Source organism: Verrucosispora sp. ts21, assembly GCF_002879555.1.
GTDB classification, from domain to species: domain Bacteria; phylum Actinomycetota; class Actinomycetes; order Mycobacteriales; family Micromonosporaceae; genus Micromonospora; species Micromonospora gifhornensis.
In genome coordinates this window covers 58,833-74,757 of sequence record NZ_PNOZ01000019.1, presented here as the reverse complement: position 1 = coordinate 74,757, position 15,925 = coordinate 58,833, and the positions used below count along the sequence as shown (strand labels likewise).

11 protein-coding genes are annotated in these 15,925 nt (G+C 72.9%); 8 read left to right on the top strand and 3 right to left on the bottom strand.

Annotation, left to right across the window (positions count from 1 at the left end):
• Positions 1–12 precede the first annotated feature (12 nt).
• Entirely contained in the window at positions 13–1,896 is a 1,884-nt protein-coding gene (gene dnaK, locus C1A38_RS10955; RefSeq protein WP_102657729.1) for a molecular chaperone DnaK, read from the bottom strand.
• 221 nt (positions 1,897–2,117) lie between these two features.
• On the opposite strand from dnaK, the gene C1A38_RS10950 reads away from it, so the two are divergent.
• The 3 genes from C1A38_RS10950 to C1A38_RS10940 are packed head-to-tail and all read left to right on the top strand — an operon-like array spanning position 2,118 to position 6,898.
• Positions 2,118–3,938 carry a GTPase family protein gene (locus C1A38_RS10950; protein ID WP_102657728.1) on the top strand — a complete coding sequence of 607 codons (1,821 nt, stop codon included), beginning with the start codon at positions 2,118–2,120 and terminating at the stop codon, positions 3,936–3,938.
• A 5-nt stretch (positions 3,939–3,943) separates the two neighbouring features.
• Complete coding sequence (locus tag C1A38_RS10945; protein ID WP_102657727.1) at positions 3,944–5,620, top strand: GTPase; 1,677 nt, start codon at positions 3,944–3,946, stop codon at positions 5,618–5,620.
• Between the two features lie 57 nt (positions 5,621–5,677).
• Entirely contained in the window at positions 5,678–6,898 is a 1,221-nt protein-coding gene (locus C1A38_RS10940) for a hypothetical protein (RefSeq protein ID WP_102657726.1), read from the top strand.
• A 22-nt stretch (positions 6,899–6,920) separates the two neighbouring features.
• On the opposite strand, the gene C1A38_RS10935 is transcribed toward C1A38_RS10940, so the two are convergent.
• Together C1A38_RS10935 and C1A38_RS30780 are read right to left on the bottom strand one after the other, a co-directional pair.
• Entirely contained in the window at positions 6,921–7,550 is a 630-nt protein-coding gene (locus C1A38_RS10935; protein ID WP_102657725.1) for a phosphatase PAP2 family protein, read from the bottom strand.
• 42 nt (positions 7,551–7,592) lie between these two features.
• Complete coding sequence (locus C1A38_RS30780) at positions 7,593–8,594, bottom strand: hypothetical protein (RefSeq protein WP_146017513.1); 1,002 nt, start codon at positions 8,592–8,594, stop codon at positions 7,593–7,595.
• Positions 8,595–8,997: 403 nt separating this feature from the next.
• Between C1A38_RS30780 and pdhA the strand changes: the two genes are divergently transcribed.
• From pdhA to C1A38_RS10910, 5 genes are all read left to right on the top strand, one after another.
• A complete protein-coding gene (gene pdhA, locus C1A38_RS10925; RefSeq protein WP_102657723.1) occupies positions 8,998–10,173 on the top strand; it encodes a pyruvate dehydrogenase (acetyl-transferring) E1 component subunit alpha in 1,176 nt (391 codons plus the stop codon).
• Positions 10,173–11,162: an alpha-ketoacid dehydrogenase subunit beta gene (locus C1A38_RS10920; protein ID WP_102657722.1), complete on the top strand. Its 990-nt coding sequence runs from the start codon at positions 10,173–10,175 to the stop codon at positions 11,160–11,162. Before pdhA ends, C1A38_RS10920 begins: the two co-directional genes overlap by 1 nt.
• A 5-nt stretch (positions 11,163–11,167) precedes the next feature.
• A complete protein-coding gene (locus C1A38_RS10915; protein WP_102657721.1) occupies positions 11,168–12,607 on the top strand; it encodes a dihydrolipoamide acetyltransferase family protein in 1,440 nt (479 codons plus the stop codon).
• A gap of 213 nt (positions 12,608–12,820) precedes the next feature.
• Positions 12,821–12,958 carry a hypothetical protein gene (locus tag C1A38_RS31340; protein ID WP_013730805.1) on the top strand — a complete coding sequence of 46 codons (138 nt, stop codon included), beginning with the start codon at positions 12,821–12,823 and terminating at the stop codon, positions 12,956–12,958.
• 342 nt (positions 12,959–13,300) lie between these two features.
• A complete protein-coding gene (locus C1A38_RS10910) occupies positions 13,301–15,853 on the top strand; it encodes a hypothetical protein (protein WP_102657720.1) in 2,553 nt (850 codons plus the stop codon).
• Positions 15,854–15,925: the final 72 nt, after the last annotated feature.

The following is a 15,925-nucleotide window of genomic DNA, read 5'->3' as shown; positions in this document are numbered from 1 at the left end:
GCGTCCGGACCGTCACTTCTTGTCCTCGTCGACGATTTCCGCGTCGAGCACGTCGTCGGCACCCGGCCGCGCGCCGGCCTGACCAGCGCCAGCCGCGCCGGCCGCACCAGCGGCGCCGGCACCGGCACCACCCGCAGCGCCGCCCGCCTCGGCCTGCTCGCCCTGCTGGGCGTAGAGCAGCGAGCCCGCCTCCTGGGAGACCTGCGCCAGCCGCTCGTGCGCCGACTTGATCTTATCGATGTCGCTGCCACCGAGGGCACCACGCAGCTCACCGAGAGCCTCGTTGAGCTTCTCGCGGTTCTCGGCGGGGAGCTTGTCGCCGTTCTCGGCGAGGAACTTCTCGGTCTGCCACTGGAGGGCCTCGGCCACGTTGCGGGCCTCCGCCTCGTCGCGGCGGCGCTTGTCCTCCTCCGCGTGCTCCTCGGCGTCGCGGCGCATCCGCTCGATGTCATCCTTCGGCAGCGAGGAGCCGCCGGTGATGGTCATCTTCTGCTCCTTGCCGGTGCCCAGGTCCTTCGCGTGGACGTTGACGATGCCGTTCGCGTCGATGTCGAAGGTGACCTCGATCTGCGGCACGCCACGCGGGGCCGGCGGAAGACCGGTCAGCTCGAAGGTGCCGAGCTTCTTGTTGTACGCGGCGATGTCGCGCTCACCCTGGAAGACCTGGATCAGCACCGACGGCTGGTTGTCGTCGGCGGTGGTGAACACCTCGGACCGCTTGGTCGGGATGGTGGTGTTGCGCTCGATCAGCTTGGTGAAGATGCCGCCCTTGGTCTCGATGCCCAGGCTCAGCGGGGTCACGTCGAGCAGCAGGACGTCCTTGACCTCGCCCTTGAGCACACCGGCCTGCAGGGCCGCGCCGACGGCGACGACCTCGTCCGGGTTGACGCCCTTGTTGGGGTCCCGGCCGGTCATCTGCTTGACCAGGTCGGTCACGGCCGGCATCCGGGTCGAGCCGCCGACCAGGATCACGTGGTCGACGTCGGCGACCTTGATCCCGGCGTCCTTGACGGCCTGCTCGAACGGGCCCTTGCAGCGGTCCAGCAGGTCCTGCGTCATGCGCTGGAACTCGGCCCGGCTCAGCGTCACGTCCAGGTGCAGCGGGCCGGCCGCACCGGCGGTGATGTACGGCAGGTTGATGTTGGTGGTGGTGGCGGCGGACAGCTCGATCTTGGCCTTCTCGGCCGCCTCCTTGAGCCGCTGCATCGCCATCTTGTCCTGCGACAGGTCGATGCCGTGCTCGCCACGGAAGGTCTTGACCAGGTGATCCATGATCCGCTGGTCCCAGTCGTCACCGCCGAGCAGGTTGTCACCGCTCGTCGACTTGACCTCGATGACGCCCTCGGCCAACTCCAGCAGCGACACGTCGAAGGTGCCACCACCGAGGTCGAAGACCAGGACGGTCTGCTCCTTGGAGCCCTTGTCCAGCCCGTACGCCAGGGCCGCCGCGGTCGGCTCGTTGACGATCCGCAGCACGTTGAAGCCGGCGATCTCACCGGCCTCCTTGGTGGCCTGACGCTGGCCGTCGTTGAAGTACGCCGGGACGGTGATCACCGCGTCGGTGATCTGCTCGCCCAGGTATGCCTCGGCGTCCCGCTTGAGCTTCATCAGCGTCCGGGCCGAGATCTCCTGCGGGGTGTACTGCTTGCCGTCGATGTCGACGGACCAGTTGGTGCCGATCTCCCGCTTGACCGAACGGATCGTCCGGTCCGGGTTCGTCACCGCCTGACGCTTGGCGACCTCACCGACGAGCACCTCGCCGTTGCGGGCGAACGCGACGATCGACGGGGTCGTCCGCGAGCCCTCAGCGTTGGCGATGACGGTGGGCTCACCGCCCTCCAGGACGCTGACGCAGGAGTTCGTCGTGCCGAGGTCGATACCGACCGCACGTGCCATCTTCGCTTCCTCGCTTCGTAACGTTGGGCAGGTGACGAGCACCCCCGTCGCGCTGCCCGGCGGGCGCCGCCCGCAGCGACCCCACCTCAAGTTGAGTGAACTTGACTCAATAGTGCCACGCCCACCGCAATCGTCAAGTCAAGGTTGAGTCGACTCGGCGCAACTCACCCCTCGCTACTGACCGGTTGTCTTACCTTGTGTCGGTCGGGCACGCTTTAGCGGTGACGACGAACGGCGATCCCGCCTCACTCTCCGGCGCGCCCGCCGTCGCAGCCCGCACCGGCCGTACCGACGCCGGGGAGGACCGGCCGGACGCCGACGACCGCCTGCCCGACGCCCTGTCCGGCCTGCGTGCCGCGATCGGGGCCGCCAGGTTCCCGCTGGTGCTGCCCTCGGCCGAGCCCGCCGAGCGGATCGGCGCCGCGCTGGCCGACCAACTCGACGACTATCTGCTGCCCCGGCTCACCCGGCTCGACGCGCCGCTGCTCGTGGTGGTCGGCGGATCCACCGGCGCCGGCAAATCGACCCTGGTCAACAGCCTGGTACAGGCGCGGGTCAGCGCCGCCGGAGTGCTGCGCCCCACCACCCGCTCACCCGTACTGGTGTGCAACCCGGCCGACTCGTCCTGGTTCCGCCGGGGCGAGTTGCTGCCCGGCCTCACCCGTACCAACCAGCCCAGCGACGACCCGCGCACCCTGCACCTGGTCACCGCCCCCGCGCTCGCCCCCGGCCTGGCGTTCCTGGACGCCCCCGACATCGACTCGGTGGTCGACGCCAACCGGGCGTTGGCCGGTCAACTGCTCGCCGCCGCCGACCTGTGGCTCTTCGTGACCACCGCCGCCCGCTACGCCGACGCCGTCCCCTGGGAACTGCTGCGCGGCGCGCGGGCCCGAGGCGCGGTGATCGCCATGGTGCTCGACCGGGTGCCGGCCGAGGCCACCGACGAGGTCGCCGGCCACCTCGCCGAGATGCTCGCCGAACAGGACCTGGGCTCGGCGCCGCTGTTCGTGCTGCCGGAGACCTGGGTCGACGGGCAGGGCCTGCTGCCCGCCCGGGTCACCGCGCCGCTGGCCGACTGGTTCGCCCGACTCGCCGCCGACGCCGACGCCCGCTCGGCGGTGGTCCGGCAGACCCTGGGTGGCGCGCTCGTCGCGCTGCAACCGGCCGTCGAGAGCCTGGCCGCCGCCGCAGACGAGCAGGTGGCCGCCGCCGACGCGCTTGACGATCGGGTACACGCCGCGTACCGGGCCGCGAACCGGACGGTCGAGCAGGGGCTGCGCGACGGTCGGCTGCTCCGCGGCGAGGTGCTTGCCCGCTGGCAGGAGTTCGTCGGCACCAGCGACTTCTTCCGCACTCTGGAGGCGCGGATCGGCAGGCTACGGGACCGGCTCGTGGCCGCGTTCAGCCGACGTCCGGCCGCCCCCGCCACCGAGCTGCGCGAGGCGATCGAGTCTCAGCTTGTCACCCTGCTGCGGGCGGTGGCCGCCGAAGCGGCCGAGCAGGCGTACACCGGCTGGAAGGCTCATCCGGCCGGGGCCGCGCTGCTCGTGCCGGACCTCGCCCACCACGGCGACGACCTGCCCGAGCGCGCCGAGCGGCTGGTCCGGGACTGGCAGCGGGGTGTGCTGGAGCTGGTCCGCACCGAGGGTGGTGACCGGCGGTTCGTGGCCCGTACGGCGGCGTACGCGGTGAACGCCACCGGGCTGGTTGTCATGATCGCCGTGTTCACCTCGACCGCGTTCATCCCGACCGGGCTGGAGGTCGCCACCGGCGCGGGCACCACCCTCGCCGGACAGGCGGTGCTGCAAGCGATCTTCGGTGACCAGGCCGTGCGGACGCTCGCCGACAAGGCCCGGGCGGACCTGCTGGAACGGGTGCGCGTCCTGCTGGACGCCGAGGCCGCCCGCTTCCTCACCCGGACCGAGCAGGCCCGGCCGGCGGACCAGGCCGCCACCGCGTTGCGCCAGGCCGCCGAGCGGGTGGAGGCGGCCCGACTGGCCAGCGGATTCGCCGACGCGACAAGCGCCCGGGAGCGGCTGTGATGGGGATGGGCGGACGCCTGCGTGAGGCGTTACGGGCCGACGGCCGGGTCGACGCCGACCAGTTGGTCGCCCGGCTGGAGGCGATCCGCCGGTTCCTCGGCATCGTCGACGGCAAACTGCCGGACACTCCGTTGGTACCGGCACGCACGCTTGTCGAGCGGGCCGGCACCCGGCTGTCGCTCTCCCGCGACCACACCGTCGTGGCGCTCGCCGGCGCGACCGGCAGCGGCAAGTCGAGCCTGTTCAACGCGATGGCCCGGATGGATCTCTCTCCGGTCGGGGTGCGCCGACCCACCACCGGCGTGACGCACGCCTGCGTGTGGGGGCCGCTCGACGGCGGCACCCGACTGCTGGACTGGCTCGGCGTACTGCCCCGGCACCGGTTCGTCCGGGAGAGCCTACTCGACGGCGACGACGAGTCCACACTGCACGGGCTGATCCTGCTCGACCTGCCGGACTTCGACTCGGTGCAGCACTCGCACCGGCTGGAGGTGGACCGGCTGCTCGGCCTGGTGGACCTGGTGGTCTGGGTGGTCGACCCGCAGAAGTACGCCGACCGGGTGGTGCACGGCAGCTACCTGCGCGAGTTCCACAGGCACCGCGACGTCACAGTGGTCGTGCTCAACCAGGTCGATCGACTGCCCCCGGCCGACGTCGACCGGGTGGTGGCCGATCTGCGCCGACTGCTCGACTCCGACGGGCTCGACGGGGTACCGCTGCTGCCCACCACGATCACCGACCCGGGCGGGACCGAGGGGCTGCGCGGAGCGCTGGAGCGCTGCGTCGCCGAACGGCAGGCCGCGCTGCGTCGACTCTCCGGTGACGTGGACGCGGTGGTCGCCGCGCTGGACGAGATGGTCGGCGCGCCAGGCCCGGCGTTGACCGCTGGCGACCCGGCGGTGGCCACGCTGGATCGGGCGCTTGTCGCCGTGGCGGGCGTACCGACGGTGGCGGAAGCGGTCGAGCAGGCGTACCGACACCGGGCCGCCGCCACGACCGGTTGGCCGCTGGTACGCCTCTGGCGGCGGCTGCGTCCCGATCCGCTGCGCCGGTTGCACCTTCCCGACCGGTCGGGCGATCCGCGCGACCCGGCGGAGAGCCTGGTCGCCGCGACATCCGTGCCCGAGCCCAGCGTCGCCGACCGGTCCGCGCTCGGGCTCGCGGTCCGCACGGTGGCCGAGCGGGCGGGTGCCGGCCTGCCGAGCGCCTGGCCGAACGCGGTCACCGCGGCGGCCCGGTCCCGGCTCGGCGACCTGCCGGACGCGCTGGACCGCGCGATCGCCGACACCGACCTGGGGATGAACCGGCCCCGCCTCTGGTGGCGACTGGTCGGCGGGTTGCAGTGGCTGGTGACCCTGGCCGCCGTGGCCGGGCTCGGCTGGCTCGCCCTCGGCTACGCGCTGCGGGCCCTGGGGTTGCCGGAGCTGCGTCATCCGATGGTCGGTGAGGTGCCCGTGCCGACCCTGCTGCTGCTCGGTGGGCTCCTCGCCGGGCTGCTGATGGCGGCCCTGACCCGGCCGGTGGCACGGTGGGCCGCCCGGCGGGCCCGACAGCGCGCCGAGGCCCGGTTGACCGGCGCGGTGACCAAGGTCGGCGAGGAGTACGTGCTCACGCCGGTTCGGGCGGTGATCGCCGCGCACGCCGACGCGCGGACCGTCCTCGAGGTCGCCCGGCATCGCTGAGCAACGCCGGACGTCTGCTCACCGGTCATCGGGCCCCGAGCGGCGTAGTGTCGGGTCATGGCCACGCCACAGACCCCGTACGAAGCGGTGCTGCACGCCGCCCGCGACGTGACCAAGCTCGACACCGCCCTCGATGCGGAGATGCTCGGCGCGGCCCTGCTGGGCAGCGTGTACGAGGTCGCGGAGACGGACCGGGAGACGGCCGTACGCGAGTTCGTGGCCGGTTTTCTCGCGGCGACCTCGCGACGTCGGGCTCTCGCCGCCACCACCGTACGCGCCGTCTTCGCCGCCCTCGTGCCGGACGCGAAGGGCGCGGACCGGGTCCGTCCCGGCGCTGCCGCACCAGCCTGGTCGGGTCACCTCGGCCGGGTGCACCTCACCGGCACCTGGGCGTACGGCGACGTCTACGGCGACCAGACCTCCTACCTGGCGACCTTCGCCTACGACGACACCGTCGGCGGGCCGGAACATGCGCTTATCGCGTTGGTGGACCACAACATCGGCATCGCCAAGGACGTCTTCGTCGGCGGACCGGCGAGCCGAATCCTGGCCCAGGTCCGGCAGTTGTGCGCCGAGGACGAGCTGACCTGGTTCCGGGAGGAGGATCCGAGCCGGATGCGTGGCGAGGTGAGCCGGCATCTGGCGGTCACCGACCACCTGGGGCAGTTGCCGGGGACGACGTCACTGGCCACGGATCGGGCGCTGGTCGGGGCCCGGTTGGCGATCCTGCCGGCCTGGCAGGGTGCGGTGCCGGTGCCGTCCGACGATCCGCTGCCGGCAGCCGTACGGGCCGACGAGATCCGGCGTTTCCTCGCCTCGCCGGAGGCGAGTCGGGCGGGCTTCGACGACGTCGACGGTGCCGAGTTGGCCTCGCTGCACTTCTGCCTGGGCCTGCTGCTCGACCACGCGGCCACCTTCGCCGACGCCGACCCGCTGCGTTGGAGCCCGACGGTGGCCGGGTTCTTCCTGCTCGACTGGGTGCACCGTCGGGCCGTACTCGACATGGACGACGCGGCGATGCTGCCCCGGGTGCTGCGGGCCTGGGCCGCGTACGCCGCCCGCAGACGTGGGCTGCCGGAGACGGCCGCCGCCGGTACGGACACCGCGATCGCCGAGATGGTGCCCGAGTTCGTCCGGCTCTACGCCACCGGCGAGCGGCGCAGCCCGGCGACCGCGGCGGTGGCGCAGTTGATGGCCGACGGGGTCGACCCGGACGATCCGGCCGCGCTCGACGCCTGGATCGACGCCAACCGGCACCGCCTCTCCGACGACGGCTGACCCGCAGTCGGATCGACCCGGGTCAGCGCAGCACGGTGAAGACCACGGCCGCGACCAGGCCACCGAGCACGCCACCGGCGAGCACCTGGGCGGGGGTGTGATCGCCGAGCCGCACCCGTGACCAGCCGACCAGCCCGAGCAGTGGGGTGGCCACGAGCACCCAGATGCCGAAGGTGACTAGCAGTACCGCCAGCGTGCCGACCGCGACCGCGGAGTGGATCGACATCTTCCACCACTGGCTGACCGTCACCGCGACCACCAGGCCCACCAGTCCGGCGGCGACCAGGGCCAGCACGGGTCGCGGCGCGCCGAGCACCGCGAGCAGGGCCAGCCCGGCCGCCACCGAACCGAGCCCGAACAGCAGCGGATTGCGCCGCTGTTCGCGTACCCGGACGTGATGATCGGTGAGGCGGCCACGGCGCACCCCGCCGACGATGTACGCCATCGGGAGCAGGCTGGCGAAGAAGACCGCGACCAACCCCCAGCCCACACCGCTCAGCCTGCCCTGGGCGCTGTGCCAGCCGATCACGACGGTGAGCAGCGAGACCAGGACGGCGGGCGCGGTCAACTCGGTGACGATCCGGGCCACTCGCAGCCCTGGGCCCGGCCGGGCCGCAGCGACGTCGTCAGCGACCAGGTCACGGTCGACCAAGATCAGATCCCCCCGCCCCGCTCCGGTCCGTCGACGGCCTCCTCACCGTACCGTCGGTGACCCGGTGCTTCCCGAGTGATCCGGAGTGGGGCAGGCCGGCTCGCCCGACCTGCTCGGACCCGCCGAGGCGCTGGGCCCGTCCGGCGTGGCGGGGTCCCGGGGCAGGTGGGGGTTCGCCGACGTGGACGGCTCCGTCGCGGCAGGCGGATCGGTGGCGGGCGGATCGGTGGCAGGAGGGTCGGTGGCGGGTGGGTCGGTGCTCGCCGACGGGTCGGTCGGGTCCGGCGGTTCCGCCGATGTGCTCGGCCCGGCACCGTCCGGGTCCGGCGAGGCGGACGGGCTGGCCGGATCGCTCGACACCGGCGGGTCACTTGGGACCGGTGGTGGCGAGGTCGGTGTGGCAGTCGGCGCGGAAGGAACTCCCGGCACCGGCCGGGTCGGCGTGGGGTGGGGCGTCGGGGTCGGGCGCGGGAGCGGCGCGGGCACCGGGCTGGGCGGCCGAGGTCGGGGTTCGTTGTCAGGTAGCTCCGGGCGCCGCTCGGGCCTCAGGTCCACAAGCGTCGGCCCCGGGTCAGGCCGGGCGGGGTCGACCGGCGGGGCGGCCGGAGCGGTCGACGGCACCGCCGTCGAGGTGGCTGCGGGGGCACCGGTGGGCGGCGGCGGGATGACCACCGGCCCGATGGACGGCGTCGGGATGAACGGCATACCGCTGTCCGGCAGGGCGGTGCTGCCCACCGTCGCCGAGCCGGTGCTGATCGCGGCGAGAACCGGCATCGAGGCCGTGCCGGCGAGCAGCGCCACGGTCAGCAGGTAACCGCGGGACGGACCGGCGGTGCGTACGGCGCGGTGGGTACCCACCATCCGGCGGTAGCTGCCGGGTGCCCGGTGCCGGCCGGAACTCCCGGCGCCCTCGTCTGGTTCCGACACCACGCACTCCTCGTCGTCGCCCGGGGCCTGGACCGTGATGAGCTGCCCCGGCGGACCGCCGAGTGAGATCGGGGTCCAGCCGGAAACAGCGTCGGTCAGCGACTCCGGGTCAGCCAACCCCCCACCGCGTGTCGAAACGCTCATATGGCCGAATAGCGACAAATCATCACCGGAACGTCCGGGCGTCATTGGAGCCGACACCCCGGCATTTCAGGTAACGAACCGGACCGGCCCTGGGATGCGGGGCAGGCAGGGTGTGGGGCGGCTCACCTGTGATGCGAATATGGAGCCACGACGGCAGCGCAGCCGTGACCTCCGCGCACCCACGCGGAAGGCGCGACTGGGCGCCGGCGCTCCCGAACCGGGTTCGGCCATGAATCCGGCTCAGGCCGCGCGGCAACCCCCACCGGGGCTAGGCGCGGTCGCCAGGAACCGATCCCGGCACCAGCCGGGGCGGGCTCACGAGTCGCGCGGCCGGGTGACCCCCCGGTGCCGACGCAGACACGACAGGGAGAGACGGATGGCAAAGGGCGACCCCGGGGCCAGCACCCGCGGCCGGCGAGCCGCACCCCGATCCAGGAAGGCCGCGACCGGCGACCCGGAACTGGTGCAACTGCTCACCCCGTCGGGTGAGCGCATCGACAGCGTCACCGGCCCGGACGGCGTCGAATACCGCGTCGACTTCACCGACGAGGAGTACCGCGGCCTCTACCGTGACCTGGTACTCGTGCGGAAGTTGGACGCCGAGGCCACCGCCCTGCAACGGCAGGGCGAACTGGGCCTGTGGGCCAGCCTGCTGGGCCAGGAGGCCGCGCAGGTCGGTTCCGGACGGGCGCTACGCGCCCAGGACATGGCCTTCCCGACCTACCGGGAGCACGGCGTCCTCTACTGCCGTGGCATCGATCCGATCATGCCCCTGGGCCTGTTCCGCGGCGTCGATCAGGGCGGCTGGGATCCGAACGAATTCAAGTTCAACATGTACACGATCGTGATCGGGGCGCAGACCCTGCACGCGACCGGGTACGCCATGGGTGTCGCCATGGACGGCAAGACCGGCGGCGAGGACGGCGAGGCGGTCATCGCCTACTTCGGCGACGGCGCCACCAGCCAGGGCGACGTGAACGAGGCGTTCGTCTGGGCCAGCGTCTTCAACGCCCCGCTGGTGTTCTTCTGCCAGAACAACCAGTACGCCATCTCCGAGCCCCTGGAGCGGCAGACCCGGGTTCCGCTGTACCGACGGGCCGCCGGCTTCGGCTTCCCCGGTGTGCGGGTGGACGGCAACGACGTGCTGGCCACGTACGCGGTGGCCCGGCACGCGCTGGACAACGCCCGCAACGGGCAGGGCCCGAGCCTGATCGAGGCGTACACCTACCGGATGGGGGCGCACACCACCTCCGACGACCCGACCCGCTACCGCATCGCCAGCGAGGTCGAGGCCTGGCAGGCCAAGGACCCGATCGCCCGGATGAAGGCCTTCCTGGAGCGGGAGAAGATCGCCGACAGCGACTTCTTCGCCGAGGTCGACGAGCAGGCCCGCCGGGAGGCGATCGACCTGCGCGAGCGGGTGCTGGCCATGCCGAACCCGGAACCGGTCACCATGTTCGACCACGTCTACCCCAACGGGTCGCCGCTGCTCGACGAGCAGCGCACACAGTTCAACAGGTACTTCGACTCGTTCGAGGGGAGCGCGCACTGATGGCCACGGAGACGCTCACCCTCGGCAAGGCCCTCAACGTCGGCCTGCGCAAGGCCCTGGAGAACGACCCCAAGGTCGTCATCATGGGCGAGGACGTCGGCAAGCTCGGCGGCGTCTTCCGGATCACCGACGGGTTGCAGAAGGACTTCGGCGACCAGCGGGTGATCGACACGCCGCTCGCCGAGTCGGGCATCATCGGCACCGCGGTCGGCCTGGCCATCCGGGGCTACCGGCCGGTCTGCGAGATCCAGTTCGACGGCTTCGTCTACCCCGCGTACGACCAGATCGTGTCGCAGGTGGCGAAGATGCACTACCGCTCGGGCGGCAAGCTGAGCATCCCGATGGTCATCCGGATTCCCTTCGGCGGTGGCATCGGCGCGGTCGAGCACCACTCGGAGTCGCCCGAGGCGTACTTCGCCCACACCGCCGGGCTCAAGGTCGTCTCCTGCGCCAACCCGCAGGACGCGTACGTGATGATCCAGCAGGCGATCGCCTCGGACGACCCGATCGTCTTCCTGGAGCCGAAGCGGCGTTACTGGGAGAAGGGGCAGGTCGACCTGGACGCCCCGCTCGCCGAGGCGTACCCGCTGCACTCGGCCCGGGTGGTGCGGCCCGGCACGGACGCCACAGTGCTGGCGTACGGCCCGATGGTGCGCACCTGCCTGGACGCGGCGACCGCCGCGGCCGAGGACGGCCGCGACCTGGAGGTCATCGACCTGCGCACGCTCTCCCCGCTGGACCTGGGCGCGGTGTACGAGTCGGTGCGGCGCACCGGCCGCGCGGTGGTGGTGCACGAGGCACCGTCCAACGTGGGTCTTGGCGCGGAGATCGCCGCCCGGATCACCGAGGAGTGCTTCTACTCGCTGGAGTCGCCGGTGCTGCGGGTGACCGGCTTCGACACCCCCTACCCGGCCGCCCGGGTGGAGGAGGAGTACCTGCCCGATCTCGACCGGGTGCTCGACGCCGTCGACCGCACCTTCGGCTGGTGAGCGGCATGTCCCGGATCAAGGAGTTCAACCTTCCCGACCTGGGTGAGGGCCTGACCGAGGGCGAGATCCTCGCCTGGCTGGTCAAGGTGGGCGACACCATCGAGCTGAACCAGCCGATCGTCGAGGTGGAGACCGCCAAGGCGGCGGTGGAGATCCCCGCGAAGTGGGCCGGTCAGGTGCAGGCGATCTTCCACCCGGAGGGCACCACGGTCGAGGTCGGTACGCCGATCATCGCGATCGACACCGACCCGGGCGCCGGGCCCATCGAGTCCTCGGCCGAGGAACTGCCCACGCCCTCGGCGGCCTCGCTGGCCGCCGTCGACATCGCCCCGGCGGAGGGCGCGGTCGAGCCGGGCCTGATCGGTGGTCCCGCACCGGGCGGTCGTACGGCCGTGCTGGTCGGCTACGGCCCGCGCACCACCGCCGCGAAGCGCCGTCCCCGCAAGGGCGCGGCCCAGGCCACCGCCCCGGCCACCCCCGCCGCGCCGGCCCCGGTCGTCGCGGCTCCGGTGCCGGTGCAGGCCGCGCCGACGGTGAACGGCAACGGTCACCACGGCGGCCCGGTGCTGGCCAAGCCGCCGGTACGCAAGCTCGCCAAGGATCTCGGCATCGATCTGCGTACGCTGACCGGCTCGGGCCCGCTCGGCTCGATCACCCGGGAGGACGTCCAGCAGGCAGTGGCGGCGTCGTCGGCCGAGCCGCTGACGGTCGGCGCGGCGGCCACCTCCGCCGCGAGCTTCGGCGCCGACCGTGAGCAGCGCATCCCGGTCAAGGGGGTACGCAAGCTCACCGCCGAGAACATGTCCCGCTCGGCGTTCACCGCGCCGCACGTCACCGAGTTCCTCACCATCGACATGACCCGGGCGATGAAGGCGCTGGACCGGCTGCGTGGCCGGCGGGAGTGGCGCGACGTACGGGTCTCGCCGCTGCTGCTGGTGGCGAAGGCGGTGCTGCTGGCGGTCAAGCGACACCCGATGGTCAACTCGACCTGGGCCGGCGACGAGATCGTCGTCAAGGAGTACGTCAACCTGGGCATCGCGGCGGCCACCGAGCGCGGCCTGATCGTGCCGAACATCAAGGATGCCGGCCGGCTGACCCTGCGCGAGTTGGCGGACGCGATGACGGACCTGGTGCAGACCGCCAAGGCCGGCAAAACCTCGCCGGCTGCCATGTCGGGCGGCACGCTGACCATCACCAACGTCGGTGTGTTCGGGGTGGACACCGGGACCCCGATCCTGCCGCCGGGGGAGTCTGCGATCCTGGCCTTCGGGGCGGTGCGGGAGCAGCCCTGGGTGCACAAGGGCAAGGTCAAGCCACGCATGGTGACGACGCTCGCGCTCTCCTTCGACCACCGGATCATCGACGGTGAGCTGGGCTCGAAGTTCCTGCGCGACATCGGTGACTTCCTCACCGACCCCGAGGCGGCACTGCTCGCCTGGACCTGACGCACTGCGACGACGGCCGGTGTGCCACGGGTGAACGCCCGGCACACCGGCCGTTGCCGTTGGGCGAAGAATGCCGGTCCACATCGCATCCGATACCTACGATTCGTAGGCTCGTGGCGCAGCTCACCTAATAATCGATGGATGTTGGCCGGGTTTTGCTGTTCAATAGAGACATCAACGGGCCGACAACCGAATAGCCAGCAGGAGAAAACCATGAGCATGATCGAGCGAATCCGTAGCCGCCGCGACGCCAACCGCCGCGCCCGGGCCATCGAGCGGGCCCTGCGCTCCGCCAGCTCGCCGGCCGTACGCGACGAGATCCTCGTCATCGCCCAGCGTCACATGCACTGACGCCCACGACATTTATTCACCTCCTCCCCGACGACGACCCGCCCGGATCACCGGGCGGGTCGTTGTCATTGCGCCCATGCCCTGACACCGGGATACCGCCTCGCCCCAGCGCCCGGTACGGTGGGGCACGGTCGTCATCCCCGGCTCGGGAAGGTCGATGCGATAGATGCGAATCGACACCACCCGGCAACGGACAGTGATGACTGGCGCTCCCCGGATGCGCCCCGGTGACCACCGGATACGGTGCGGGGGGAGCCGGCACGGCCGGCACGCCGGCACCGCCGGCTGCCCGGCCGAGACATTCGGCGACGGCGGCCGACATGTGATGGAGGAGGCGCACGCATGACGTCCGAGGGCCCGCACCACCCCGGCCACGAGCCGGACGAGGTGCCGCCGGGCGGCGGCGGATCGGCGCCGTACGGCGACCGCCCGGTTCAGCAGGACAACGGCTACGGCGCACCCGCCCCGGACCTCGGCTGGGCACCCCCACCGCCGGCCCGCCCCGACCAGGCCGCTCCCGCCTGGGCGAGTCAGCCGGGTGCCGGCTGGGGCAGCCAGCAGGCCAACCGGCAGGCGCAGGCGTCGAACTCCGGCACCTGGACGCCGGCTGCCGGCGGCCAGCCGTCCTGGACCCCACCGGGCGAGCAGCCCGCCGCCAACTGGCCGGCAGCGTCCACGTCGGACCAGCCGGCCTGGGCCAGCGCTGGGCAGAGCAATCCGGCCTGGGGTGGTGCCACCACATCAGAGAGCACCCAGCCAGCTGAGTGGACACCCCACCAGACCTCGTCGGACCAGTCCGCCAGCAGCCAGTCAGGTTCCCCGCCCGCCAGTTGGCAGGGCAACCAGCAGCCGGAGTGGAACGCCACCCCCCGCCCCGCGGAGCAACCGCCCGGCTGGGCCGCAGGCGCACCCGAGTCGGCGCAGCCGGACTGGGCGCAGGCGAAGCCTTCGCAGCCCGACTGGGCGCAGGGCAACGCCCCCGCACAGCCCAACTGGACGCAGAGCAGCCCGCCTGCGCAGCCGGACTGGGCGCAGGGCAACTCGCCCGCACAGCCGGACTGGGCGCAGGGCAACTCGCCCGCGCAGCCCGACTGGGCGCAAGGCAACTCGCCCGCGCAGCCCGACTGGGCGCAGGCCAACCCGCCGGCGCAGCCGGACTGGGCGCAGACCAGCCCGGCCGCCCAACCGGAGTGGGCGCAGGGCGGTCCCTCCGCGCAGCCGGACTGGGCGCAGACCGATCAGGCCGCGACGCGCGCCGAGCCGGCCGCCCGGGCCACCGCCCAGGTGCCACCGGCCGACCCCGCGCCGCAGCAGCATTCCGCCCCCGGCGACCCGGCCCGTGCCGGTGCCTGGCCTGGCGAGCAGGAACAACCCGGTTGGGCCGGCGGCCAGGGACGCCAGCCGGAAACGGGCGGGTGGGCTCAGGACCAGGCCCCGGCCTGGACGCCCACCGAGGCCGCCAGCGGATCGGCATCGCCGCTGCCGTCCCGCAACGCCGGTGACCGCGCGCCGCTGACCGAGGTCGAGCCGTGGGCACCCGGCGAGGCCTGGGGTGGTGGCGGGGCACCCGAGGCAGGGCCGTCCCGATCCGACACCGGGCGTGCCGAGGAGAGCCCGGTGTACCAGCCCGCGCCGGCGCCCGGCATCTCACCGGCCAACATGGTTCCGCTGCCGCCACAGGAGCAGCGGGTCCCCGGTGCCAGCCTGGCCGCGGCACCCCCCACCGACTACCCCGCCCCGGGTCAGTACCCCGGCGACCAGTCCGTGCCGAGTCAGCGCCCCGGTGCCGACCAGCCGGCCGGCAGCTGGGGGCAGCCCGAGTCGCGGCCGGACGAGCCGCAGCCGTCGGCTGAGGCGTCGATCCCCGCCCCCCGTACCTCGCCCGAGTCGGTCGGCCGGGCCACTCCGACGGCGGCGGCCGGCGGCGTCTCGGCGAGCGCGTCGGTGCCGACGGCCAGCCGGGTCACCCCGCCGGCCGACCACACGGCCCTTCCGACCGGCGCGCCGGCACCTCGGGTGTACGGCCGACCGGCCCGCCCGGAGCCGGAGGAGCCGGTCCAGGAGCGCGAGGAGCAGCCCCAGCCGCCCCGGTTCGGCCAGGGCCCCGAACCACGCTTCGCCGATCACGAGCAGGCCGGACCGGCCGCCTTCACCGGCGCGGCCGCTCCCGCGTCCCCGGCTTTCCCGCCGGGACTGCCCGCCTTCGCCGACGCGCCGGCCACTGATCGGCCGGTCAACGGCGTCAAGCCGCACCCCGAGCCGGACCGACCGGCCGACCGCTTCGGCGGCGCGGCCGGGGATCCCTTCGGCGGCCCGGCCGGGGATCCCTTCGGCGGCCCGGCCGGTGACCCGTTCGGCGGCGCGGCCCGTGACCCGTTCGGCGGCGCGGCCGACCGCCCCGGCGTCACCTACGGTTCGCCCGCCCGTCCGGAGTCGGGCCCAGACCACACGTCGGCCTTCCCGCCGGGGCCCCAGCCGAACGCGCCGTGGAGTCCGGGCACGCCGGCAGGCGAGCCGGAGCAGGGCCGCTTCGACGCGTTCAAGCCGGTCGCCGAGCCGGCCGCCGACGCACCGCCACCGAAGGTACGCAACGGCCGGGTGCTCGCCGCGGTACTTGTCGCCGCGGTGCTCATCCTCGCCATCCCGCTCGGCCTGCTGCTGCTGCTCGGCAAGTTCGGCGGCTCGGACGACAACGCCTTCGACCCGGCGGTCGGCTCCTGCGTCAAGCGCTCGGGCGACTCCGCCGTCGAGGCGGTGTGCGGGGAGCCGGAGTCGTTCAGCGTGGTGTCGAAGGTCGAGTCGAAGGACAAGTGCCCCGACCCGGCCCTGCCGTACGTCGAGTTGCGCGGCGACGTGGCCAACCCGGTGCTCTGCCTGAAGAACTCCACCGGCTGATCACTCCGTTGCGCCGGAGTTGCGGTATCCCGGCGGCTTGGATGCCGCAACTTCGGTGCAACTGTGCAGATC

Excerpts from the sequence above, each read along its gene's own strand:
- C1A38_RS10945 (WP_102657727.1), top strand. The coding sequence starts at position 3,944 with ATGGGCGGACGCCTGCGTGAGGCGTTACGGGCCGACGGCCGGGTCGAC.
- C1A38_RS10920 (WP_102657722.1), top strand. The coding sequence starts at position 10,173 with ATGGCCACGGAGACGCTCACCCTCGGCAAGGCCCTCAACGTCGGCCTG.
- C1A38_RS10915 (WP_102657721.1), top strand. The coding sequence starts at position 11,168 with ATGTCCCGGATCAAGGAGTTCAACCTTCCCGACCTGGGTGAGGGCCTG.
- C1A38_RS31340 (WP_013730805.1), top strand. The coding sequence starts at position 12,821 with ATGAGCATGATCGAGCGAATCCGTAGCCGCCGCGACGCCAACCGCCGC.
- dnaK (WP_102657729.1), bottom strand. The coding sequence starts at position 1,896 with ATGGCACGTGCGGTCGGTATCGACCTCGGCACGACGAACTCCTGCGTC.
- C1A38_RS10910 (WP_102657720.1), top strand. The coding sequence starts at position 13,301 with ATGACGTCCGAGGGCCCGCACCACCCCGGCCACGAGCCGGACGAGGTG.
- C1A38_RS10940 (WP_102657726.1), top strand. The coding sequence starts at position 5,678 with ATGGCCACGCCACAGACCCCGTACGAAGCGGTGCTGCACGCCGCCCGC.
- pdhA (WP_102657723.1), top strand. The coding sequence starts at position 8,998 with ATGGCAAAGGGCGACCCCGGGGCCAGCACCCGCGGCCGGCGAGCCGCA.